Raw genomic sequence first — 23,420 nt, 5'->3', positions numbered from 1 at the left:
ATATAAAAAAACTAGAGGTGAAACGAATGAAGAAAAAGGTAAAAGTAGTTGCTGCTATAATAGAAAATGATAATAATGAAATATTATGCGCGCTTAGATCACCACAAATGGTACTTCCAAATATGTGGGAGTTTCCAGGCGGTAAAGTTGAAGAAGGCGAATCATTATATGAAGCTATAGAGCGCGAAATAAAAGAAGAGTTAAAATGTAATGTTAAAGCTATAGATATATTTAATGATATCGATCATGAATATGAAAATTTCATTGTAAATCTTATATGTTTAAAGTGTAAGTTAGTTGAAGGTAATCCAATAGCTTGCGAGCATTCTAAGCTTATATGGTTAAAAAGAGAAAACTTAGATTCTTTAAAGTGGGCTCCTGCTGATGTATCTGCTGTTAATAAATTGATAAAAGAAAGGTAATAAAAATTATGAGGATGTAATATACTTGTGTGAAAACAATTTAATTACATCCTATTTATTATTTTTAATAATATTAAGAAGGTAACTTTATTTAACTTTGTTTGTTATTTAATCATTGATATTTTCAAGTTCTAATACCTTTTTTATGCAGTTATCGTCTTTAAAATTCAAAGTCCTTTTGCAATCTTTTATTTTAAAATCTGGAGTGGTTTTAAACTCTTCATCACATATTCCATCTTTGTTTAAATACATACCACTTGCCATCCTCGCTATTAAGCCACTGTTTTTTAACTTAAACAACACAGGATCTAGTCCTCCACCATCTCCTCCAGTAGTTTGTCCTATTAATGTTGCAAATTTAGTTCCCTTGCAAAACATAGAAAATGACTCTGATGATGAATATATTTTTCCATCTACAAGCAAGTATATACTGCCTTCAAATTTTAAATTAGGATTAGCTTTTATAGTATAAGACGTATTTTCAAAATCACTAAACTTTTTTAAAGTTTCCTCTGGCGCATTCTTCTTTACATTCATTGGTAGCTTTTCTATAGGTTCTAACTTTATATGTCTTACATCGATATATTTTTTAACGATTTCACTATTATTTCTATAAGTTCTATAGCCATTTACTTTAATATCATTTTTTATAAGCTTAGATACTATTCCTTGCCAATACCTATCGCTTCCTCCTAAATTTCCTCTTATATCAATAATTAAAGCTTTATGTTTTCCTAATGTACTAATATAATCTCCAATCATCTTTAGATCTTTATCTGTAGATCCATTCTTTGATGCCATTGATGGTAAATATATGTATCCAACCTTATCTTTAATTACATCTTTTAAAATTAACTCTTTTTTAAAAAAAATATCCTTTGATATTTTTATTTTAGGCTTTATAGAATTATATCTATCTACCACTTTTTTATCGTCAAGAAAGTCATACCAATTATTATTAGAATATGATTTTTTAAAAAGTTCATATCGTTTTTTATTATCTATTAATTCAGTGTGCCTATTATCTAGGTCAGATAATATAGATGACATTTCTTCTATAAATTCTTCGTCATTTTTAGTATTTTTAATTCTTTTTAGATATTTATCCTTATTTCCTAGCCAATCTATATTGTTACATCTCTTATTTACATCTAGATAAGGATATCCATTTTTGATAGTATTATACACATACTCAAAGTCCTCTACCTTTTCTCTCTTAGAGAGTTGTTCCTTTTTAGGATAAATGCAATTACCTATTGTTATTATAAATATAAAAATAATTGCTAAAAATAATATTTTCTTTTTCATCAAGTTCACATCCTTATTTTTCCAATAACCTTAAACATTGTAACATTACTTTACAAGAAAATCTAGATTACTACATTCTCTATGTATTTAATTTTATACAGATATTTTGTGATATAATTTAAATAATAATCGAGAAGTTCTATCTATATGTTGATAATCGTAAAAAAGGATATAAGTAAATTTTTTAAAATATACTTATATCCTCTATCTTTATAAATATTATATTATTATTTATCTCTATACTCTAGTTCTTGGTAACCACTCTCCATATTTAGGAGCCACTTCTTCATTATAAAATTTATCTAAATCATTCATCATTTTAACTACATTCTCCATATCTATATCATCAACAATTTGTTCTATAAGCTCTATACCACGTTTAGCATATTCTAATCTTTGTTCTGCAGATTCAACTTTAGGAGTTGGCATATGGTCTTTAGGATCTCCAAAATAATATCCTATAGATCCAGATTGATAAGCCATATCAAATAAAGGATTTGCAAAGGCAACTGTTTGCTCTACTTGTTCTGAAAAATCCATTCCTTCGCCTGTGCTAAGTGGTATATCTTCTAATCTTCCCATTATCTCATATGCACCAAATGATATGTAATGAAAATCATTAATGTCTTTAAATACTCCAGATGACTTCTTAAACATCGACATACATAAGTCTAAGTATAGTATTGGCACTTTAGTATCATCAAAGAAATCTCTAACCATCGGGCTACAAGTCATATGTGCTGGTCCATGAAAACTTATATATATCTGTCTTTTAAAACCTTTTGTTAATAAACTTTTAGCTATTTGATATAAATAATCTATTCCAGCCCTTATACTTACTTGAACTGTACCTCTACCTGAAGCCGTAGCTCCTGCATAAAAATATGGTAAATTATTAAGTACTAATCCATTAACTTTTTCTGCCATTTTCAATGCAAAAGCTTCAGAAATTACTGTTTCACAATCTAATGGCATTGCACCGTGCATCTCTACTGTTCCAACTGGAACTATTATAATATCATTTTTATCTAAATATTTTTCAACCTCATAATTTGTTAATCTAGGTAAAAAACGAGTACGCATTTATTATTCTCCCCTTTATCTTCTTTGTTTTAACTCACTATACATTTGCTGGGTTTTTTTATTATTTAAATTAAATATTAAACCTATCCCTATAAGTTCAAGTATACATGTTACAACTATTATACCTGTGCTTAAGTATCTTATATTTTCAGCAACACCTATTGGTTGAGATGCAGCTCCTGCAACATATCCTATTAACCCTAAGTCATAACTTGCCACTGTTGAAGCTAAAGTTGACCCTATTTTACGAGAAAATGTATATATAGAGTACATTGACCCATCATTACGTTCACCTGTTATCCACTCATGATAATCTAGACAATCTGTTACTAAAGCCCAAATTATAACTGTAAATACACTTTGCCCTATACAGAATATAGTATTTAGAATTAAAAACACATACGGGTTTGGTATCGGTACCAAGAATAAACCTACAGAACCAACTGTATTAAATAAAACTGTATAAAGTATTAAGTTTCTTTTACCAAATTTTTTAGTAAGCGCAGGTATAAATACTACACATAGTATTGTAATTGGTAAAGTTGCAATAGTAGCTATTGTTAATATTTGAGGAGCATTATAATACTCTTTATATAAATATGTACCCATTGAACTATTAGCAGTAATATATAATAATGAACCTACTGTAGCTACCATTACACCAATTAAAGGTCTATTTTTTACTACACTTTTTAAAACCTTAAGATAGTTGAACTTGCTACCTGTATTTTTTTCTTGACTATATCTTTCTGTTGTAAGTGTTAGTAATCCTATATAACAAAGTATAGATAATAATCCAAATACAATAGCAACTTTAAAAAATGCTGATGGTACAACATTTCCACTTTTATCAAATAAAATTTGAGGTAAGGCTGCTAAAGCACCAAATCCAACAATCATTCCTCCAAGAGAGCGAGCACTAGATAATTTAGTTCTTTCAACTGGATCTTGAGTTATTACAGCTGCCATTGATCCATATGGCATAGATGTTCCTGTATAACACATACCGTATAATATGTACGCTACAGATACCCATACATGTTTTGCCGTATCATTAAATGAAGATACATCTGTAAAACATAATACCCCTGATATAGCTAATGGAACTATAAATATCTTTATCCATGGTTTAAACTTGTCTCCTGATTTACCTATTCTCCATCTATCTGGAAAAGATCCCATAATAGGGTCATTTATAGCATCCCATAAACGTGAAACTAAAAATAGTGTTCCCATGTAAAATGGTGATATTCCTAAAACATAAGTACAAAATGTTAAAAAGAATGAATCTACATATAAATTAATAAAACTTCCACCAGTATCACCTAATGTATATCCTATCATATCTTTAAAACCAAACTTTCTTTGACTACTCTCAAGTTTAATCCCCATTATTCTCCCCCTTAAGATATCGTTTTCAAGAATTTTAAAAATGATTTTAATGTATGTAGCAATATGTCGTTATAACTTTATATTAAAATAGTCCCTCCCTCCTGAATGTATTAAGTATTATAAATATAAATAATAACTTAAATATTGCTTCATATACTATATACTAGTATACCGAGAAAACATTTTGAATATTATATTTTGTTGTTAGTATTGGTAATCTTGCTGTTATTGTTTATTTTTTTCATATATTCACTTGGTGTCATATTATTCTCCATTTTAAATGCTCTGTAAAATGTAGCATAATCATTATAACCGCATTTTTCATATATCTTGCTTGGTAATAACCCTTGATGCATTAATTTTTTTGCATTTTCCAACCGTTTATGTGTTATATACTGACCTATTGAAATGCCTAAAAGTTTCTTAAATTCATGAGAAATATAATATTTACTTACAAAAAAGTACTTCTCTAGGTAATCTAATGTTATTTTTTCGTTATAATGTTTATTTATATAATCAACAATATAAGATATTAGAAATCCATTCCCTACCCCATTAGATATGCAGCCAACTTGATTCATACTCATTCTATTAAACTTAGCTAACATTAGCCCTAATATAGAAGTGGCGTATATATCACTTGCATAATCATCACGATAATACTCATCTACTAACTGATCTAACATAGAAATTATGTATTTGCAATCTGGTGCATTTGGATGTAAATAGTTGCAATAATAAATGGAATTTTTATTAAAACATAAAGATAGGTCACTTTTCATTGTCGATATTTTTTCCATATAAGACTTACTTATCCATAAAACCATACGCTCATATGTATTCTTAGTATCTAAAAATATAGGTCCATGCTCCTCGCCTGGAGAAATTAATATAACGTCACCATGCCTTAGTTTGTACTCTAAGTCATTAACTCTATACTTAATATTACCAGATAAGAAAACACATACTTCATAAAAATCATGTATATGTATTGGAATTTCATTTTTGACTATATCTTTATAATAGAAAATTTCAAAATCTTTACTATTCATGTTCTGGTTATATTTGAAAATATTAACCTTTGACTTCAATATGCTCCCCCCTAAAGTTGTAACTTCTATCTATTTATAATTATTATATTCTTAAAATTAACTAGATTCAAATAATAATTATAAATAAAAAAGACATGTTTCAATATTTAATCGAATAAAGATCTTTTTTATTTTTGCCATTGGTACATGACTGAGAATCTAAATTTTCTTGAATTAGTTGATTAATTTAATTATACCATAACTCAAAATTTTAATATTTCTCATCGCTTTTGAGTCAGCTTAAATTCTACTTTCTATATTTCCTCTACATTTTCATTGATAAATTTATCTTTACACATTTCTCTTAATATTTTTAGCTCTTCACTATAATCAACTTTACCTTCATCCTTATCATAAGGAAGTATCTCTACTATCTTTATTTCAAAGTTCTCTTCTTTATTTTCATTCCAATCTTTTTGAAGTTTTTTACATCTATGATTGTTTAAATTTAATTTAAATCTATCACCATTTATTGTTGCTTTTATATTTTTGTCACAACCTAAATAAACAGTATTTGTGTTTATAGACTTAAACATATATACCCCCATCTCTGGTTTCATTTCTTTGTATTGTTGTATTAATTCTTTTTTTCTTGATCTATCCATAACTTATCTCCTATATATTCCGTAATAACTTGCTTTACAAAATGTTACTACCTAATATCATTGTAAACGCATATACAATTTTATGGTAATTTGTTTTTCTATGCAATAAACAATCCGTAGAGTTAAACTCTATATAGCGCTTATTATATATAATAATAAATTCCTATACTACGATAATACTTTTTTGGATTTCAATGATGACGTCGAATCTTGCAAAGACTTTATATAAAATAATTTAATCCTACTAGGTAATTACTACACATTTTTATTGTTCTACCTACTACAGCTTCATCTAATTCTATTAATCTTTTAAAACCTAATTCTCTACCTATTATAATTGGTCTCTTATTTAGGTGTTTATAGTTTACAATTTCAAACATTATGTTAACATTATTTTTACTCTTTTATACTTTTTTATTATCCCTTCATAGTATACTTCACCATAACATTTTACTTTATTTAAATTATTAATTCTCTATATAACATTTTTTTGATACTCGTCAAAGCTTTATATGATAAGTATATATAGGCGTAGGAAGTAAAATAAAAATATTAAGAAAGCAAGTGTTGAATATATAAAAAGTTCACTTGAAGTATATACTTATAATTGTAAATAAACTTATAGTAATACTGTCTCTTTATTATACTGAGTCTAATAAATCCATAGATACAATTTACCAAATATATAATGGAGTTGATAAAATAATTCTATCATGTTATCCTCATAAATACAGTAAATACTATAAAAATTTGCGCATTTAAAAACAAGTGCAAGTGATATTGATTTATGTTTAAATAATTAATATAAATTTCCCAAGAAATATTTTCTGAATATTTTTGTAACTATACTTATTTAATCCAAAAAGACAGGGTATATACCCCGTCTTATTATAATTCATAGAGTTATTTTTCTAATCAATTAACTTTATTACCCAAGGTCCATTTACTGTATAATCAGATGGTGACATATTAAATTCCGTACCTCTGGGTTTATTTGTACCTTTATTACTCATATATATATCAATATTTCCATACATCCCATCTTTTATGGCATCTTGTGATGAACTAACAAAATTAGATTTAAATCCACCCAATATACTCGGTATAGGATCTATACTTATATAATTTAGCTTCACATTATTATCTTTGTTATCTGGATAAGCAATCTTTATATTATAAACATCTTCTTTGTTTAGTATTTTCCTTTCTACACTTTCGATTATTACTTTGCTGTTTTTAAATGTTAACTCATTATTTTTATCTTTGATATCTATAGTTTTATAAATTTCTAACTTCTCATTAACTTTTAGCTTCGGTAATTTTACCTTTGCACTTTTAAGCTTTTGTCCCTCTCTATTAATACCTATATCAATACTACTTACTTCTATCTTATAAGGCTTTTCTAATTCTTTAGTATTAAATTTAAATCTATTGTTACTAATACCTTCTAGTACATATTCTCCCTCTATCTTATTCCCATTAGAATCTATTAAATATATTCCACTACCTATATTTTCATTTACATCATTCCCATAGTTATCTACTTCAAAATGCATGTTTTCATTTTTAGGTATCGCCATAAAATCTATATATAAATTATCATTTTCCTGAGTAGTTAAAGCACTTAGTGTTATATCATTTTTAGTATCTTTGGGGATATTTTTATTATATTCTTCAACTGATTTTGCTTCTATTAAGTCTATATCAAATTCAACTTTAGTTATATTATTATTTTTATCTTTTAATTTTATTATGTACTTAACCTTATCATTTTTATTGTACTTATTATTAATATATGTTCCTGTATGCTTTGTCCAAGTATTTTCATCTAATTTTGTATAAGTATCCTTCATTATATCTTTGTTATTTACTATTAACTCACTTTTAATATATTCAAATCCTTTTATATTTTTTGCAGTTTCATTTATTATTATATTTTCGTCTTTTGTATCTATATAAAAGCTATCTATTGTTATATTTCCATCACCTACTTTTTTAGTTATAGGTTCTTTTAGGATATATACAGCTTCTTCACTTTTTATTATTTTTCCACTAGAAATATCATACTTATATAGATGGTCTACTAATGCTCTTATTGTAGGAGTTCCTATTATTAATATTAATGATATAGATGCTACTAGAGTTCTTATTTTTTTATTTTTGTATTTTTTTAAATTGGATTTTCCTATTTTATCATAGGTTTTTTTCTTTATATTTTCTATATCTTTTTTATCTAATTTTATATCTTCATTGAAATCATCAAATTTAAAGTCTAATTTATCTATATTCTCAATACATTCAATTAGTTTTTGTGTATACTTATCTTTCATATTAATACCTCCTCTCTAGCATTTCTTTTATTTGTAATCTACATCTGTATAATCTATTTTCTACTGATGCCCTCGTGGTTTTGTATTTATTAGCTATGTCATCAGTCTTATAATACATAAAATATTTAAGATAAAAGTAAGTTTTATCAGGTTCTTTAAAACTATTTATAACTTTTACAATTTCTTCACTACTTTCTCTATCAAGAACTATATGTTCTATACTTATATCATTTGATATATCCTTCTCTAAATTGTTATGTAACTTGCTTTTTTCCAATCTTCTTTTATAGTCTAATGCTAAGTATTTAGTTTTCATATATATAAATTTGCTAAAATCTCCTCTCTTTTCATCAAATTCATTTATACTTTCCCACACCTTATAAAATACATCACTTATGCATTCTTCCATTTCCTCTTTACCATAAAAGCCTATTATTTTATTTACTAAAAAATAAACCTTACTACTATAGGTATTAATTATATAATCTAGACCTTTTGGGTCTTTTCTTTTTATTTTCTTAATCATTCTTTTTTCCATATATATCCTCCCCTATATACTATATACTACGTCTAATATTTTTAAAATCTCTTAAACTTTTTCAATAAATTGTATTAAATAAATTTATTTTAGTTGTAACATTCCACCTATCTGTTATATAATATATATAACAGATAGAATTTATAGATTAGGAGGTACAATATGCTTTTAGATTTAGATTTTAATAGCGAGATTCCTATATACACCCAAATAAGGGAACAAATAATAAAATCGATTGCTAGTGGTGATTTAAAAATAAATGAATCACTTCCATCTGTCAGAAATATGGCTAGTGAAATTGGGGTTAATCTACACACAGTAAACAAAGCATATAATTTACTAAAAGATGAGGGTTACATAAATATAGATAGAAGAAAAGGAGCTGTTGTAAATTCCCTTCCTCTACAGAAAAATGATACTAATGATAAAAATATAAAGTCAAATTTAGATTTATTAGTAGCACAAAGTTATCTTTTAGGTATCCCTCGTGAGGAATTTTTAGAGTATAGTATCAAATTATTTGATAAATATGAGGTGAACGACTATGAATAATACTTTAGCTTTAATTATTAATTTACCTATTTTAGCATTAGTATATATACTTACTTATTTTACACAAGCTTTAAGTGGTAAAAGACAATTTTATGGAGTTAGCTTAAATAGTGATTATTTTACTAAAGATGAATTTAAGAGATTAGATAAGAGATTTAAAAGTTTATTGACTCTTGGATTTATATCATCCGTTTTACTTTGCTTATTTATGATATATGTTCTTAAAAACTATGTAGGATCTTCTATAGTTCCAATACTAGGATTTGCTATATATGAATTTGTCATATATATAGATGTCTACAACAAAGTAAAGGCTTTAAAAGGAAAGTTAACATCAACTGTTGATGATATAGAATTAGAAAGAACTAATATTATATTAGATACTGATTTCTTAAATGAAAAAAATAGAATCATAAAAAGATACTCTATATTATACACTATACCTATGATTATAGTTTTTATTGTTGGTATTTATGCTTTAACTAAATACAACTCTATGCCTGATATAATTCCTATCCACTGGGGATTTAATGGAAAGGCTGATGATTTTACTGAAAAATCATTTATGAGTGTATTTGGAATGATAAGTATGCAAGTTGGTATATCAATTATAATATATATCTCAGCTGTCTATTCTTTAAAATCTCGTGCAAAGCTGTCTAGCAAAGATTTTGAAAATAGTAAAAAAGCAAACCTTAGGTTTTTAAATCAGAGTGGTATAGCATTTTTAATATTAAATGTCCTTACTCAAATTTTATTTATAAATATGATAATAGCTATAGCTCACTCTGGTGATATAAATCAAGCTATAATGATAGTTTGTACTATATTAATTATACTATCATCTATATACTTAACTTATATATACTATAAATCGCCAATTAAATCTAAGGACGCCGTATATTCTATTGATGATGAAGATGATTTATGGATATGGGGGACTTTTTACAATAATCCTAATGACCCATCATTATTTGTCAATAAAAGATTTGGTGTTGGATGGACTATTAATATAGGGCATTTAAAAGGAAAATTATTCTTTATACTACCATTTGTTATAATATTAATTGCACTACTTTCAGTATAACTAATAGCTTTAAGGATATATTATATCCTTAAAGCTTAAACTCTAATGCTTTTCATAATTAACAATTCACTAAAATAATTTATAAAATTAGCATAATTTAATATAACTATATAATAAAACTTATAAGCTATCATCACTTAATAAAATTTACAAAACAATAATTATAAAGGGGTTTTTAAAATGAAAAAGGTAAACATATTTTTATTAATAACTTTTTTTCTAACTTGGTCAATAACATTTATAATATTTAAAAGTGGGGGGCTAACTGGACCTTTTGCATCTATCGGTCTGATACTTTGCATGATGATGCCTGCCTTATCTGTATTGATTACAACTTTAATTACAAAATCTAGTTTTAAAGAAATTTGGATAAAGCCAAACTTCAAAAAAAATATAAAGTACTACTTTATAGGATATTTTTCACCTGTAATTTTAATTATACTAGGTTCAGCTTTATACTTTATAATCTTTCCATCTCATCTTGATTTAAGCATGAATAATGGAGTGGAAAATCTTAAGCTTCAGTTACAATCACTAAGTCAAGCACTTCCAAGTGATTTAGAGCTTAAATCTGCTATGATTATCCAATTATTTGTTAGTATTTTTTTATCACCTATATTAAACTTTATCCCTTGTCTTGGAGAAGAGTTAGGTTGGAGAGGATATTTGTTACCTAAATTAATAGAAAATAATAGTTACTTTAAATCTAGTTTAATAGCTGGTGTTATTTGGGGTATATGGCACGCGCCTATGATAGCTATGGGACATAACTATGGTGTAGGATATATTGGTGCTCCATTTATAGGAATATTTGCTATGGTTGTATTTTGCATAATGACTGGTGCTATATTTAATTATATAACTATAAAAACTAAAAGCTGTATTCCAGCTACTTTTGCTCATGGTAGTTTAAATGGTTTTGCATCAGCGGGCGTTATATTCTTATCTATACCTAATCCTAACATGTTTATAGGTCCCGCTCCTGTTGGCATTATTGGAGGGTTCTTCTTTATAGTAGTTGGTGCTATATGTTTATTAAAAACTAAGAAATTAGATGAAGAAAATATAGAAACTAAAACAAAAGCTTAGTTTATAAGTTTATAATAAAAGAGTAAGTTAAGTTATATAATAAATAACCTAGCTTACTCTTTATATTTATATTAAATATTTTATTTCTTATATGAAAATATAAATATTTGTAATAAATAGTTCTACTATTAAGTAATAATTAACTATATTTTTTATTCTAAACTTTTTATAAGTTCTATATTATACCTTTCTATATCATTTAAATCTTCTATATTTCCAGAAAAAGTACTATCTGGGTAATACCAAGGCATAGAGTTAAAATAGTTGTTGTATACATCATTTTTAAATATATATCCATACCTTGCAAATATCTCATTCCTTATATATCCAAGCTGACTTTTATTATAATTTAATAATTCTTCCTTACTTAAGTATCTTATATGACTATCTGGTATTATAAAATAACTCTCATCATTTCCATAAGCGCTATCATAATTATAGGCAAAATGATTATTTTCTACTATATATACAGTTTCTTTTTCTTTAGTTTCTTCTTTAGCCTTATCCAGTTTTTCTTCTTTTTCTCTTTCACTCGCTTCATTTTCTATAGCTACTAAGTCTTCATAGTACTCAAAAGTTTCTATATCATAATTATAATCTTTAGCTAGATCTAAATACTTTCTTGTAGTTTTGTAATTTTCTTTATTAAAATTTTCCTTAGCTTTTTGAATGTATACATTTAGATACATGCTATTTAAGTCATCCTTTTTAACTATACCTTTTAACTTACTAAGTTCCATTTCTGAATTTTCACTTTCCTCTATTTTGCTTTCTAGCTTTTGTACTACTTCATCAGAATATTTTGCATCTAGGGCTTTTATGTAGTAGTTTATAGCTTTACTTTGATTTTCACCATCCCCCTTTTTTATATAATAACTTTGTACTATATTATCTTTTAGTGAAAATACTACTAAAGCTATTACTACAAGTATAAATACTACTATCATTATTATGTTTTTTAGATTGTTTTTCTTAAGATCATCTTTTAAAGTGTCATATCCACATTTATTGCAAAATCTTTGGTCTTTATCTAAATGATTATTACAATTTTTACAAGTTTTCATATTCCCTCCTATATGATTTACTTTTTAAGTACACTATATCACTTTATATTTATATGATGTTTATTATACATTATTGCTTGTCAGCACTATCTTTGATTTTTCTATTGATTTATTAATAGTTGAAGTTATATATATTTTTTCCTAGAGAATAAAAAATAGCTATCTATACAGATAGCTATTTTAAGCAATATAATAAGTCATTATGAAACAACTAAAGCAAATTTTATTAAATATTTTTATTTATATATATTTTCAAAGCTTTTATTCCTAAAAATAATGCATATATAAGCATTATCCATAACACCAAACATATAATCATAGGTATAATACCAATAAGCATCATAGAAAAGTTATTCATAAAACACCATCCTTTTAAATACTTTTTATTAGTATAACCTACTCTTTTTTTTAATACTCCTCTAAGAATAAAGTTTTACTTCCACCTTCACTTCCACTTCCTATCATAAGTGAGTTTGATGAAGTTCTAAACTTATAAAAACTTACATTGTAGTTTATTATAGGGTGCTTTATATCAAATATCTTTTCATCTAAACTAAGTCCCTTTGGTATTTTAAATACTATATCTTTGCTTTCACCTGAATCTATCCCCATCTTATGATTTTCTTCAAACCTATCTTCTTCACGACCTACAATTCTTACATCACTTGGACTTATTCCTCCGAATTCTTCCATAAATTTTTCTGTATGGTCAAATGAAAGCTCTGTATCATATAAACTAGCTATATCTTTTGAATTATTAGTTATCTTTATAGTTAATATATAGCTATATTTATCTTCTTTATAATTTTTAAATTCTATTTTTAGTCTTTCTTCAAAATCATCATAAGAGTAATCATTTATATCCTTAACATAAAATACACTAAATACTATTAAAACTATTATAGGTATTAATACTATAGTACTTGCTTTTATAAACTTTTTATTCATATTGTCCCCCTTAAAGTGCTACTTCTTTTTTATTGTATATTTTAGTAGATATATACATAGATATTATGTAAATAACTACACAAACACCACTTATAATAAGTAGCTTAGGATCACTTATAATCAAATTTTCTTGTCCCTCTATATGTATATCAGCCCTTGGCTTTAGTGTTATATATAAGCTAGATACAAGTATAATACCCATTACTAAATTTATAGGTATATAAGATTTTTTGTATCCATATTTAAACATTATAGGAAATGATACAGATACTAGTATAAGTAATATATTTAAAGTACTTAACATTGTTTGAGTGTACATTAAATCTATATAAAATATATGCTTTAATATTTTTGAATAAAAATAAGTAAATAATATAGATAATACTATAATTAATGTAGATACTATATATTTACTATACACTATATCTTCTTTATCTATTGGCATACTATTAAAAAAATAATCACATTTATTAGCTTCATCTAAATAAAAGCTTCTAAATATAAACATATAACTTAAAAATAATGGAATTGCTACACTAGATAATCCCATTAATATAGATGAAAATATAAAAAGCCCTACTACTAACTTTATAATGGTTTTAGTATCTGTCATAAAACATGCCCTTAAATCTTTTTTTATAATATTAATCATTTTAATCTCTCCCCATAAAATATATAATATCTTCTATAGTTGCTATACTTATATTATTAGTAGTTTCGTATCCACTTTCTATAAATAGCCCCTGACTATAGTAATTTTTGTCTTCTCTTTTTATAAAATTTATATTACTATCATCTAATTCTTTTTTACTTCCTTTTATTACCTTGTAGTTTTCTTTTATATATTCACTACTTTCACTTAATACTAATTTCCCATTTTTTATAAGTGTTATATAATCTGCACATTGTTCTAAATCAGTTAATATATGTGTCGAAAATATAGCACATTTATCTCCACTTTCTAATTCTTCTTGAATTATACTTATCATTTCTTTTCTAAATATAGGGTCAAGTCCACTACTTGGCTCGTCAAGTACTAGTAACTTAGCATTATGACTTAGTGCATTTGCTAGCATTAATTTTATACTTTGCCCTTTTGATAAGTTTTTTATTTTAGTGTCTTTATCTATTTTAAATTTTTCTAAATAATTATCAAATTTGTTATTTTCAAAGTTTTTGTAAAAACTTTTAACTATATTTTTAAATTCTTTAACCTTAAGATGTTCATAAAAATATAATTCATCATATACAAATCCTACTTCTTCTTTAAATTTTTTAGAAATTTTATTTATATCTTCTCCCATATAATATATATTTCCACTATCCACATTAAGTAAATTCATTATTAATTTTATAATAGTAGTTTTTCCACTACCATTATGACCAATAAGTCCCATAATATATCCCTTTTTTAATTCAAAAGATATATCTTCTAACTTAAATTTACCAAAGTCTTTGCTCACCTTTTCTAGTCTTAACATATTACTCCCCCTCGTATAGACTCTCTAATATTTCTATTAATTCACTTTTTGATAAACCCATCATTTTAGATAGGTTTATAGATTCTTCTAACTTTTCTTCTATCTCTCTCATTTTAGCTTCATATACTAGTTCTTTATTAAAAGAAGATACGTAACAGCCTTTTCCCGGTACGGTGTTTATAAGTCCTAGTTTTTCTAATTCTTCATAAGCTCTTTTAGTAGTTATAAAACTTATTCCTAAATCTTTAGCTAATGCTCTTATAGATGGTAGAGCTTTTCCTTCTTCTAAAGTACCACTTAATATGTTCTTCTTTATATGATTTACTATTTGCATATATATAGGTAAATCAGAAGCATTTGAAATTATTATATTCATTTTATCTCCTTTCTGTATAATATGTATATACTGTATATATACATATTATACAGTTAGTTTGTGCTTAGTCAATAAATTTTAAATAAATATTATTTATAAATCTATATATTTTAAGATTTAATTAAATTTTTTAATATTTTTTTATAAAAAATAGAGGAATATAATAAAAGTTGTAGTATTATATAAATATGTGATAAATTAAAAATTTGTATTTTAGGTTTTTTTAATTAAAATTAATAGGGAAAGAGGTTAGATTCCTCTGCAGCCCCCGCTACTGTAAAGCTGATGAAACTTTCAAAACCACTGTAATTTATTATGGGAAGGGAAAGTAGTAAAGTGAAGCTAAGCCAGGAGACCTGCCTATAATACTTAAATTATATTCTTCGGGGTGAAGGAAAATAATAAAGAATAATACCTTATTTTTAATAAATAGGTATTAATTAGAAAGTTATTTAAATCCTAATCCAATGATTAGGATTTTTTAGTTCGTGACAAAATCTATTTAATTTTGAATGTATATAGTTTTGATAACTTAATTTAAAATTAAATATATCTAATCAAACTAATCTAATTTTTGATTATGAATAATATAAATTTTAGACATCTAGTTAAAGCAAATCAAATTTCGTCTTTACCCATTATATACTTACATTAATTTATCACATAAAAATTTAATAAACTTTGAAAGTGAGGTATAAAGATGAATTTTTTACCACTATCATTAGTAGCAGGTGTGCTACTTATCATTTTAAATCCATTAAATGCTAGTGCTATGCATATTATGGAGGGTTATTTACCCGCAAAATGGTCTATACTTTGGACAATAGTATTTATTCCATTTTTCATATATGGGTTAAAATCTATTAATACCATAGTAAAACAAGATCCTAAAAAGAAGGTTTTATTAGCCTTAGCAGGGGCTTTTGTATTTGTGTTATCAGCACTAAAAATACCGTCTTTAACAGGTAGTTGTTCACATCCTACAGGAGTAGGACTTGGTGCAATATTATTTGGACCAGCTGTTATGGCAGTAATAGGAACAATAGCTTTATTATTCCAAGCATTATTACTTGCACATGGAGGATTAACTACTTTAGGTGCTAATGCATTTTCAATGGCAATAGTTGGACCAATAGTATCCTATTTAATATTTAAATTTTGTAGAAAAAGAAATGTAAATGTTGGAATGAGTGTATTTTTAGCAGCAGCCTTAGGTGATTTAGCTACATATACAGTAACAGCAACTCAACTAGCACTAGCCTTCCCTGATCCTAGTGGAGGAGTTATGATGTCTTTAGTTAAATTTTTAGGAGTATTTTTCACGACTCAGATACCAATAGCTATAGCAGAAGGATTATTAACTACTTTAGTATATAATTTAATAACACAAAATGAAGAAGGAGTTGAAATTAATGAGTACAAATTCTAAAACTAAAAACAAACTTAGAAATAAAAATTTAATATTATTAGCTTTAACCATAATACTTATAATAACTCCTTTATTATTAAATTCATCAGCTGAATATGGTGGTGCTGATGGAGAGGCAGAGGGCCTAATAACAGAGATAAATCCGGATTATAAACCTTGGTTTAGTAGCTTATACGAGCCACCTAGTGGAGAAATAGAGAGCTTACTATTCTCTACACAAGCAGCTATAGGAGCTGGATTTATAGGCTACTATCTAGGAAGAAAAAAAGGTGAAAAAAAATAAATGCTGGAAATTGATAAATGTGCATATACAAATGCTTTAAGAAATACTAACCCTATGGCTAAATTGCTTATTAGCTTTTTAGCCTTAACTATTTCTGTAATTATAAATAATATAATGCTTCATTTTTTGGTAATGTTAATAGTAAGCTTTTTAATCATTTTTATAGCAAAAGTTAATATTAAACTATATATAAAATGTTTAAGGATACCTATATATTTTTTAATTATAGGAACTATACTTAATATGATTAACATATCATTTGAAAATCAAGGCTTTATATTTAACATCAAAGTTTTTAACTTATATATAGGAACAACTTTATTTTCAGTTAAAAACTCAATTTATATATTACTAAGAGCTATAAGTTCAGTTATATCTATTTATTTTTTAATACTTACTACACCATTTAACCAATTAATAATTATATTAAAAAAATTACATATCCCAGATACATTAGTAGAACTTATGGTTTTGACATATAGATTCATATTCATATTTTTAGAAGAAATAAAAGATATTTATAAATCTCAAGAATTAAGATTTGGTTATATAAATCTAAAAAATTCTTATAACTCAACAGCACTACTTATAAAAATCTTATTCTTTAGAATGATGAGAAAATATGAAGATATGAGTATAACCTTAGATATGAAGTTGTATGATGGGAAATTTCATATATAGGAGATTATCATGTTTAAGGTAAATAATTTAACATATAAATATGAAAAAGAAAATAAAGCAATAAACAATATAAATTTAGATTTTTCAAAAGGAAATATGATTGGGATAATTGGAGCTAATGGTTCTGGTAAGTCTACTTTATTTATGAATCTAGTAGGTATATTAAAGCCCTCTGAAGGAAGTATATTTTATAACAATAAAGAACTTTCATATAAAAAGAAAGATTTGTACAATTTAAGAAAAGAAGTAGGTATAGTATTTCAAGATCCAGATAAGCAAATATTTTATTCAAGAGTATATGATGATGTTGCTTTTTCACTAAGAAATATAGGTGTACCTGAAGATAAAATAAAAGAAAAAGTACATAATGCATTAAAATTAGTCAATGCTTTAGATTTAATAGATAAACCAGTCCACTTTTTAAGTTATGGTCAGAAAAAAAGAGTAGCTATAGCTTCTGTTATAGCTATGGAAAATAAAGTGGTTCTTTTAGATGAACCTACAGCAGGACTTGACCCTAAAAGCACAAAAGCTATAGTAAATATTTTAAAAAATTTATGCGATAATGGAATTAAAGTAGTTATTTCAAGTCATGATATGGATTTAATATATGAGATTTGTGATTATATATATGTTTTAAATAAAGGTAGTATTGTTATTGAAGGTAATTGTATGGAAGTTTTTAAAGAAGCTAAGATTATTGAGGAAGTAGGATTAAATATCCCTTGGCTTGTAAAAGTTCATAAAAATATGAATCTGCCTTTATTCAAAAAAGAAGAAGATTTGTATAATTACTTTAATCAATGTGTAAATACTAATCAACTTACATCTCTTGTATAACATGTTTTATTTTAAACTTAATAAATAATTAAATGCTGGATAAGGCCCATTACCTTATCCAGCATTTTTATTATTTAATATTTTTATCTATTGTACTTACTATATACTCTCTATTAAAAGTAAAGTATTTAACTAGCCCATCATAAAACATATAAGAAATATTTAACATACCTTGAATATTTTCTAAGTTTTTATCAAACTCTTCTTTGCTTAAGTATCCCACTATATAACTTATAAGCTTTTCAACTAAGCTATTAGCAATTATAGCCACATCTTTATTATCTTTAAGTTCTAATTGAACATAAGGTATTAAACTTGTGTAAGTTGCTATTTCACCTACTTCTACTTCATCACAGTTTTTTATATTTTCTTTTACTCCCTTTTTTAATTCTTCCCCCATAGGTATAAAGTTTACTAAATCACATATAACGCTACAAACATAATTATTTAAATTTACTTCACTATCTTTAGTCATTCTTTTTAAGATATTCTTATCAAAATCATTTAATATGTAATTGTTTAAATCTACTAATTTCATATTTGCCCTCCATGAATTTCATATTAATAATTTTATCATACACAATTGTTATTTATTTTACAAGTTTTGTAAAACCATTGGCAAAATGGACAAATCAACCTTTTTGTTATTGAAACATAAATTAATAATAGCTATTTTAATCTATTTAAGTATATAATTTAATGTTTTATAGATTATTTTTTTATCTTTTGTCAATAATCTAATTATAATATATTCTAAGGAGGAATTATATGGATGACTATATAAATTATCTAGAAAAAAACTTAAATCTATATGACTATACCTTAATAAAAACTACTAGTACTAAAGCAGTAATTATTAAAACCTACTTTAAATATACTAAATGTATATATATAAGTTATATTGATGATTTTATAGAAATAAGAATAGATAAAATATTTGATTTTTATACTGTTGGCAATAATATAGAAAGACTTATAATACCTAGAAAAACATTTAATAATTTAGATGATTCTTTAAATTATATACAAAAAAATATAGCTACTTAAGTTAAACTTAAATAGCTATATTTTAAAAGTTTCAAACATGAAATTTATTTTACTAATCAGTTATATTCTAGCTTGCTTTTTTTGTACTATTTTTGCTTAAATGATTCTTTTCATATCTACTATATAATAAGAACGCTATTAAACCAAATAATGTTGGTCCTAATATCATCATTATTGTATCAAAGAACTTTCCATCTATTGCAGGTTGTACTATTGAGAATAAGTTAGCAAATCCAACCATTATTCCTATTATCCAAGCAGCAAGTGTTGCAGCACCTTGTTTCTTGTAAGCTACGAATGCTTTATCAACTTCACCATTTAATTGCTTTTTCTTGAAAGCTGGGAATGCTGATGATAAGAATAAGTATGGTATAGTCATAGCTACGTTAGTCATAAGAACTAATATATTAAAGAAGTCAGCTGCTCCTTTACCACCAAATGCTACTACTAATATTATAACTATAACTATTATAGCTTGAACTTTCATAGCGTTTACTGGCATACCATTTTTCATCTCAGCAAACTTACCTGGCCATATTTCTTTAGGTGAACCAGATATTAAAGTTTTAAGTGGTGAATATGTTAATGTGAAGAATGCTCCCATGAATGCTAAGAACATTGATAAACCAACGAATCTAGCTGTCCAAGCACCCATTTGCATAGCTACAGCATCAGTAGTTCCCATAGCATGTCCTAATTGGTATCCTAAGTTTTGCATTAAAACATATGCAACGTTACCCATGTGAACGCTCTTGTCTGATAGTATATCAGCCCAGTTAGTGAACATACCACATGCAAATATACCAATAGCATATCCTATAGATATAACTATAGCAGATATAGCAAGACCTTTAGGGAATGTTTTCTCAGCATTTTCAGTTTGGTCAACTAATCCTCCTAAAACTTCAAGTCCTCCAAATGCAAATATTGCAAATGTAACAAATGATAATACCATTAATGGACTTTGGTAAGCAGGGTTTGGAGAAGTTAAAAATGCATCTGCAAAATTGTTTACTGGTTGAGCTAATTCTCCACCGTTAAATATAACTACAGCTAATGCTCCAACTAATAATACTATGTTTAATAAGGCAACAAATGTACCACCTATAGAAGTAACCTTTGTTATCTTTTCAACACCTTTACTTGCTACTACTGTAACAAATACTATCCATAAAGCACCAAGTATTCCTATAGTTTGAGTTGAACTTAATCCAAATAAACTCCAACTTTGAGTTATATCTGCTCCAAATATGGCATTCGAAAACGGTATCCATATACCTGAAGATACGTTAACCATCCATATTATATAAGAAGCATACCACATGAATGTTCCTATGAATGCATACTTAGGTCCTACAGATTTTTCCATCCATGAATACATACCACCACTTTCATTTTTGAAAGATGATCCGTATTCTGCCATCATGAATGCATAAGGTATGAAGAATACTAATGCACTTAGTATATACCAAGGTATAGCTCCATATCCCATTAAGTAGTATGATCTTGGCATGTTAGCAAAACCAAACACTGATGTAAATATCATTAATATTAATGACATTAAAGTAAGTTTCTTTGCACTACTTGTGTTGTTTCCCATTTTTGCACCTCATAATATTTATTTTTGATTATTCCTTTTGTAATTTCATCTGTATTACTTAAGGGATGATAAAATTATAACATTCGACAAGCTATTTCGACAATACTCTGCAGTGTTTTCACAATATTTTCTATTTTGTAACTTATTTTATTTTTCTAAAAATTGATTTTTTATTAATTTTAATTTTCATTTTTATATATTTTTTTCTTTGCATAAGTATTTGCCTTTTCAAAATTAACATATACTAATACTACATTTTTCAATGTGTTTACTTTATTTTGATACTAGTATTTTCAAATCATTTAATCATTTAATTCATTAATTATTTTTAATAACTTTTCAATTTTTGATTTTTTTGAATAATTGATTAAATTTTATTCAAACGAAAGATTAATAAGAAGATTTTAAAAAAATAATTTTTCTTTTATTTTTATTACTGTGATTACTTCATTTCTAAATTGATAAACTTTTAACTATAAATTTGCAATTGTTTTCTTCTTTAAAAATATAAAGTTCAATTTAGAATTACTCAATATTTTTATTATATATTAAACCACTGAAAATAGTTAAAAGGTTAAAAGTATAAGTGATATATAAAAAAAGATATAGAGGCTTTTGCTAGCTTCTATATCTTTTATTTTACATATATTTGTTTATATTGTATTGTTTAAAGTTTTGTTTTTTGTATAAAATAGCATTAGTAGGACATCTATGTATACACTTTAAACATCCTATACACTGATTTTTAAATGTCAATTGCTTATTATTCATAGATATATTATTAGTAGGACAATTTTTTTCACATATATTACAGTCTATACACTTATCTTTATCCAATGAAAATTTCTTTTTAGGAAATTTTTTAGTATACAATAAAAACATATCATAAACTATTTTACTGCTAAATACCTTTTTACTATAATTTATAATTTTTAAATTTTCTTCTAAAAACTTATTTACTATAGCCTCTACCTTTGGTTTTGCATTTACTATGCTTTGTTTTATTTCTTCTTCACTATCTCTTTTAAAGAAAGCTACATAGTAATTATTTGGCATAGAAATAGCTTCATCCACTAATACTTCAAATCCTTTTTTACTAACTACTTTACCAAGATATTTTCTTCCTTGTTTGTCTTCTTTATCTGCAAGTGTTGAATATATTATACATTTTTTATTTGTATCTTTTATATTTTTTATCCAGTCTATTAAAATATCAGGTATCATATCAGCATGTATTGGTCCACCAAATATATAAAAATCATACTCTCTATCTAATTTATTATGCTTTTGTATATCTATAAGATCTATACTTATATTTCTTAACTCAAAATTTTCCTTAAATAATTTTGCTACGTACTCTGTATTTCCTGTTCCTGAAAAATAAATTACTGCCCCTTGTTTATACAAATAATCGCCTCCTTTTTATAACTCATATAACCCTAATACAAAGCTTTATTTTGACTCTTTTAGCATTATATTTTCTAAGTTTATTATCATATCAATATTAAGTCCTTTAGAGTTTAATTTAATCTTTTCTAATTTTATATCTTTGAAATTTTCTTTATGTACTATCACATTTCCTTCATTAAAATCTACTAATATACCTTTTTCCTTTGGGAACCAATCTTTTATAAAACTATTTAATCCCATATCTACTATAAAATTAGCTATCTTTAAATCAAGTAATTTTACTTCTTCTATATTTAATACTAAATCTTTATCCTTATTTAAAGATGGTATAACTTTAACTTCTATTGGAGTGGTTATATTTTTCATTATTTCATAATTTACTCTTGCTTTTATATATCCATCTTCTATATTTATGCTTAATTTATTTATTTTATTATTTTTAGTTTTTTCTAGAAAATAATTAACACCATTTAAAATAGCTTCTTTAGGTGCTATAAATTCGCCTTTTATACCTACTGGATTTTTTATTATCTCTACGTTATTTGCTTTAATTCCAGCCACTGCCTCTAAAAATTCTATGCTTTCTGTTTTATTTGATACATTTTCTTCTTTTTTAGTAGGGGTTATAGTAACTTCTTTTTCTTCTTTCTTATTAAATATAAAAAAGCCACTTATGATTAAAACTGCTACTATGATGCTTATTATAATTTTTTTTCTTTTGTCCATACCATGTGCTCCTCATTTTTTATTTGTCTATATTTAAT

At 25.6% G+C, this 23,420-nt stretch carries 27 protein-coding genes and 1 riboswitch; of the genes, 9 read left to right on the top strand and 18 right to left on the bottom strand.

Annotation, left to right across the window (positions count from 1 at the left end; all coding sequences use genetic code 11):
• Nucleotides 1-26 precede the first annotated feature (26 nt).
• Nucleotides 27-422, top strand: coding sequence for a (deoxy)nucleoside triphosphate pyrophosphohydrolase (locus tag ABCP60_RS03805; RefSeq protein WP_195581099.1), 396 nt, complete (start codon nt 27-29; stop codon nt 420-422).
• A 108-nt stretch (nt 423-530) separates the two neighbouring features.
• Here the strand turns inward: ABCP60_RS03805 and ABCP60_RS03800 are convergent, their stop codons facing one another.
• The 8 genes from ABCP60_RS03800 to ABCP60_RS03765 form a co-directional block, all read right to left on the bottom strand.
• Nucleotides 531-1,730 carry a S41 family peptidase gene (locus ABCP60_RS03800; protein ID WP_343101290.1) on the bottom strand — a complete coding sequence of 400 codons (1,200 nt, stop codon included), beginning with the start codon at nt 1,728-1,730 and terminating at the stop codon, nt 531-533.
• Nucleotides 1,731-1,967: 237 nt separating this feature from the next.
• The gene (locus ABCP60_RS03795; protein WP_092926037.1) at nt 1,968-2,813 is read right to left on the bottom strand and encodes a creatininase family protein; all 846 of its coding nucleotides are present in this window, start codon (nt 2,811-2,813) and stop codon (nt 1,968-1,970) included.
• Between the two features lie 15 nt (nt 2,814-2,828).
• On the bottom strand, nt 2,829-4,205 hold the full coding sequence (locus ABCP60_RS03790) for a glycoside-pentoside-hexuronide (GPH):cation symporter (protein WP_343101289.1): 1,377 nt from the start codon (nt 4,203-4,205) through the stop codon (nt 2,829-2,831).
• Between the two features lie 191 nt (nt 4,206-4,396).
• On the bottom strand, nt 4,397-5,296 hold the full coding sequence (locus tag ABCP60_RS03785; RefSeq protein WP_343101288.1) for an AraC family transcriptional regulator: 900 nt from the start codon (nt 5,294-5,296) through the stop codon (nt 4,397-4,399).
• 254 nt (nt 5,297-5,550) lie between these two features.
• Nucleotides 5,551-5,901, bottom strand: coding sequence for a GIY-YIG nuclease family protein (locus ABCP60_RS03780; protein WP_092926043.1), 351 nt, complete (start codon nt 5,899-5,901; stop codon nt 5,551-5,553).
• A 221-nt stretch (nt 5,902-6,122) separates the two neighbouring features.
• Nucleotides 6,123-6,281, bottom strand: a complete 159-nt coding sequence (locus ABCP60_RS03775; RefSeq protein WP_176698684.1) for a hypothetical protein — start codon at nt 6,279-6,281, stop codon at nt 6,123-6,125.
• Nucleotides 6,282-6,812: 531 nt separating this feature from the next.
• Complete coding sequence (locus ABCP60_RS03770; protein WP_343101287.1) at nt 6,813-8,231, bottom strand: hypothetical protein; 1,419 nt, start codon at nt 8,229-8,231, stop codon at nt 6,813-6,815.
• A 1-nt stretch (nt 8,232) separates the two neighbouring features.
• A complete protein-coding gene (locus ABCP60_RS03765) occupies nt 8,233-8,769 on the bottom strand; it encodes a sigma-70 family RNA polymerase sigma factor (RefSeq protein ID WP_343101286.1) in 537 nt (178 codons plus the stop codon).
• A 162-nt stretch (nt 8,770-8,931) separates the two neighbouring features.
• Between ABCP60_RS03765 and ABCP60_RS03760 the strand changes: the two genes are divergently transcribed.
• The 3 genes from ABCP60_RS03760 to ABCP60_RS03750 all read left to right on the top strand — a co-directional run bounded on the left by ABCP60_RS03760 (nt 8,932) and on the right by ABCP60_RS03750 (nt 11,497).
• Complete coding sequence (locus tag ABCP60_RS03760) at nt 8,932-9,321, top strand: GntR family transcriptional regulator (RefSeq protein ID WP_195929159.1); 390 nt, start codon at nt 8,932-8,934, stop codon at nt 9,319-9,321.
• A complete protein-coding gene (locus ABCP60_RS03755; RefSeq protein ID WP_195929157.1) occupies nt 9,314-10,408 on the top strand; it encodes a DUF5808 domain-containing protein in 1,095 nt (364 codons plus the stop codon). The genes ABCP60_RS03760 and ABCP60_RS03755 overlap by 8 nt, the downstream gene beginning before the upstream one ends.
• 180 nt (nt 10,409-10,588) lie before the next feature.
• Complete coding sequence (locus ABCP60_RS03750) at nt 10,589-11,497, top strand: CPBP family intramembrane glutamic endopeptidase (protein WP_092926052.1); 909 nt, start codon at nt 10,589-10,591, stop codon at nt 11,495-11,497.
• A 152-nt stretch (nt 11,498-11,649) separates the two neighbouring features.
• On the opposite strand, the gene ABCP60_RS03745 is transcribed toward ABCP60_RS03750, so the two are convergent.
• From ABCP60_RS03745 to ABCP60_RS03720, 6 genes are all read right to left on the bottom strand, one after another.
• Nucleotides 11,650-12,561, bottom strand: a complete 912-nt coding sequence (locus tag ABCP60_RS03745) for a YARHG domain-containing protein (protein ID WP_166505330.1) — start codon at nt 12,559-12,561, stop codon at nt 11,650-11,652.
• Between the two features lie 226 nt (nt 12,562-12,787).
• The gene (locus ABCP60_RS03740; RefSeq protein WP_271932849.1) at nt 12,788-12,919 is read right to left on the bottom strand and encodes a hypothetical protein; all 132 of its coding nucleotides are present in this window, start codon (nt 12,917-12,919) and stop codon (nt 12,788-12,790) included.
• A gap of 50 nt (nt 12,920-12,969) precedes the next feature.
• Nucleotides 12,970-13,509: a hypothetical protein gene (locus ABCP60_RS03735; protein ID WP_240275865.1), complete on the bottom strand. Its 540-nt coding sequence runs from the start codon at nt 13,507-13,509 to the stop codon at nt 12,970-12,972.
• Nucleotides 13,510-13,519: 10 nt separating this feature from the next.
• Nucleotides 13,520-14,161, bottom strand: a complete 642-nt coding sequence (locus ABCP60_RS03730) for an ABC-2 transporter permease (protein WP_240275866.1) — start codon at nt 14,159-14,161, stop codon at nt 13,520-13,522.
• A 1-nt stretch (nt 14,162) separates the two neighbouring features.
• A complete protein-coding gene (locus ABCP60_RS03725; RefSeq protein WP_271934471.1) occupies nt 14,163-14,990 on the bottom strand; it encodes an ABC transporter ATP-binding protein in 828 nt (275 codons plus the stop codon).
• Between the two features lies 1 nt (nt 14,991).
• Nucleotides 14,992-15,366 carry a GntR family transcriptional regulator gene (locus tag ABCP60_RS03720; RefSeq protein ID WP_166505326.1) on the bottom strand — a complete coding sequence of 125 codons (375 nt, stop codon included), beginning with the start codon at nt 15,364-15,366 and terminating at the stop codon, nt 14,992-14,994.
• 198 nt (nt 15,367-15,564) lie between these two features.
• Nucleotides 15,565-15,745, top strand: a riboswitch (cobalamin riboswitch).
• A 321-nt stretch (nt 15,746-16,066) separates the two neighbouring features.
• Between ABCP60_RS03720 and ABCP60_RS03715 the strand changes: the two genes are divergently transcribed.
• Genes ABCP60_RS03715 through ABCP60_RS03700 form a run of 4 tightly spaced genes read left to right on the top strand, consistent with a single transcriptional unit; the run spans nt 16,067 to nt 18,599 of the window.
• Complete coding sequence (locus tag ABCP60_RS03715; protein WP_343101285.1) at nt 16,067-16,795, top strand: energy-coupling factor ABC transporter permease; 729 nt, start codon at nt 16,067-16,069, stop codon at nt 16,793-16,795.
• The gene (locus tag ABCP60_RS03710) at nt 16,779-17,078 is read left to right on the top strand and encodes an energy-coupling factor ABC transporter substrate-binding protein (protein WP_092926066.1); all 300 of its coding nucleotides are present in this window, start codon (nt 16,779-16,781) and stop codon (nt 17,076-17,078) included. Before ABCP60_RS03715 ends, ABCP60_RS03710 begins: the two co-directional genes overlap by 17 nt.
• A complete protein-coding gene (gene cbiQ, locus ABCP60_RS03705) occupies nt 17,079-17,759 on the top strand; it encodes a cobalt ECF transporter T component CbiQ (RefSeq protein WP_092926068.1) in 681 nt (226 codons plus the stop codon).
• A gap of 9 nt (nt 17,760-17,768) precedes the next feature.
• Complete coding sequence (locus ABCP60_RS03700; RefSeq protein ID WP_092926070.1) at nt 17,769-18,599, top strand: ATP-binding cassette domain-containing protein; 831 nt, start codon at nt 17,769-17,771, stop codon at nt 18,597-18,599.
• Nucleotides 18,600-18,669: 70 nt separating this feature from the next.
• On the opposite strand, the gene ABCP60_RS03695 is transcribed toward ABCP60_RS03700, so the two are convergent.
• Nucleotides 18,670-19,137, bottom strand: coding sequence for a hypothetical protein (locus tag ABCP60_RS03695; RefSeq protein WP_343101284.1), 468 nt, complete (start codon nt 19,135-19,137; stop codon nt 18,670-18,672).
• 230 nt (nt 19,138-19,367) lie between these two features.
• On the opposite strand from ABCP60_RS03695, the gene ABCP60_RS03690 reads away from it, so the two are divergent.
• A complete protein-coding gene (locus tag ABCP60_RS03690) occupies nt 19,368-19,646 on the top strand; it encodes a hypothetical protein (RefSeq protein ID WP_092926074.1) in 279 nt (92 codons plus the stop codon).
• Between the two features lie 67 nt (nt 19,647-19,713).
• Here the strand turns inward: ABCP60_RS03690 and yjeM are convergent, their stop codons facing one another.
• The 3 genes from yjeM to ABCP60_RS03675 all read right to left on the bottom strand — a co-directional run bounded on the left by yjeM (nt 19,714) and on the right by ABCP60_RS03675 (nt 23,382).
• Nucleotides 19,714-21,246: a glutamate/gamma-aminobutyrate family transporter YjeM gene (gene yjeM, locus ABCP60_RS03685; protein WP_092926076.1), complete on the bottom strand. Its 1,533-nt coding sequence runs from the start codon at nt 21,244-21,246 to the stop codon at nt 19,714-19,716.
• 639 nt (nt 21,247-21,885) lie between these two features.
• Complete coding sequence (locus ABCP60_RS03680) at nt 21,886-22,653, bottom strand: EFR1 family ferrodoxin (RefSeq protein ID WP_166505321.1); 768 nt, start codon at nt 22,651-22,653, stop codon at nt 21,886-21,888.
• Between the two features lie 45 nt (nt 22,654-22,698).
• Nucleotides 22,699-23,382 (bottom strand): hypothetical protein, encoded by a 684-nt coding sequence (locus tag ABCP60_RS03675; RefSeq protein ID WP_092926080.1) that lies wholly within the window; start codon nt 23,380-23,382, stop codon nt 22,699-22,701.
• Nucleotides 23,383-23,420: the final 38 nt, after the last annotated feature.

It is taken from the genome of Romboutsia sp. MSSM.1001216sp_RTP31141st1_G3_RTP31141_220114, assembly GCF_039031195.1.
Taxonomy (GTDB): Bacteria; Bacillota; Clostridia; order Peptostreptococcales; family Peptostreptococcaceae; genus Romboutsia_C; species Romboutsia_C hominis.
Note: the sequence above shows the minus strand (reverse complement) of the source record. Positions and strands in the feature narration are given on the sequence as shown.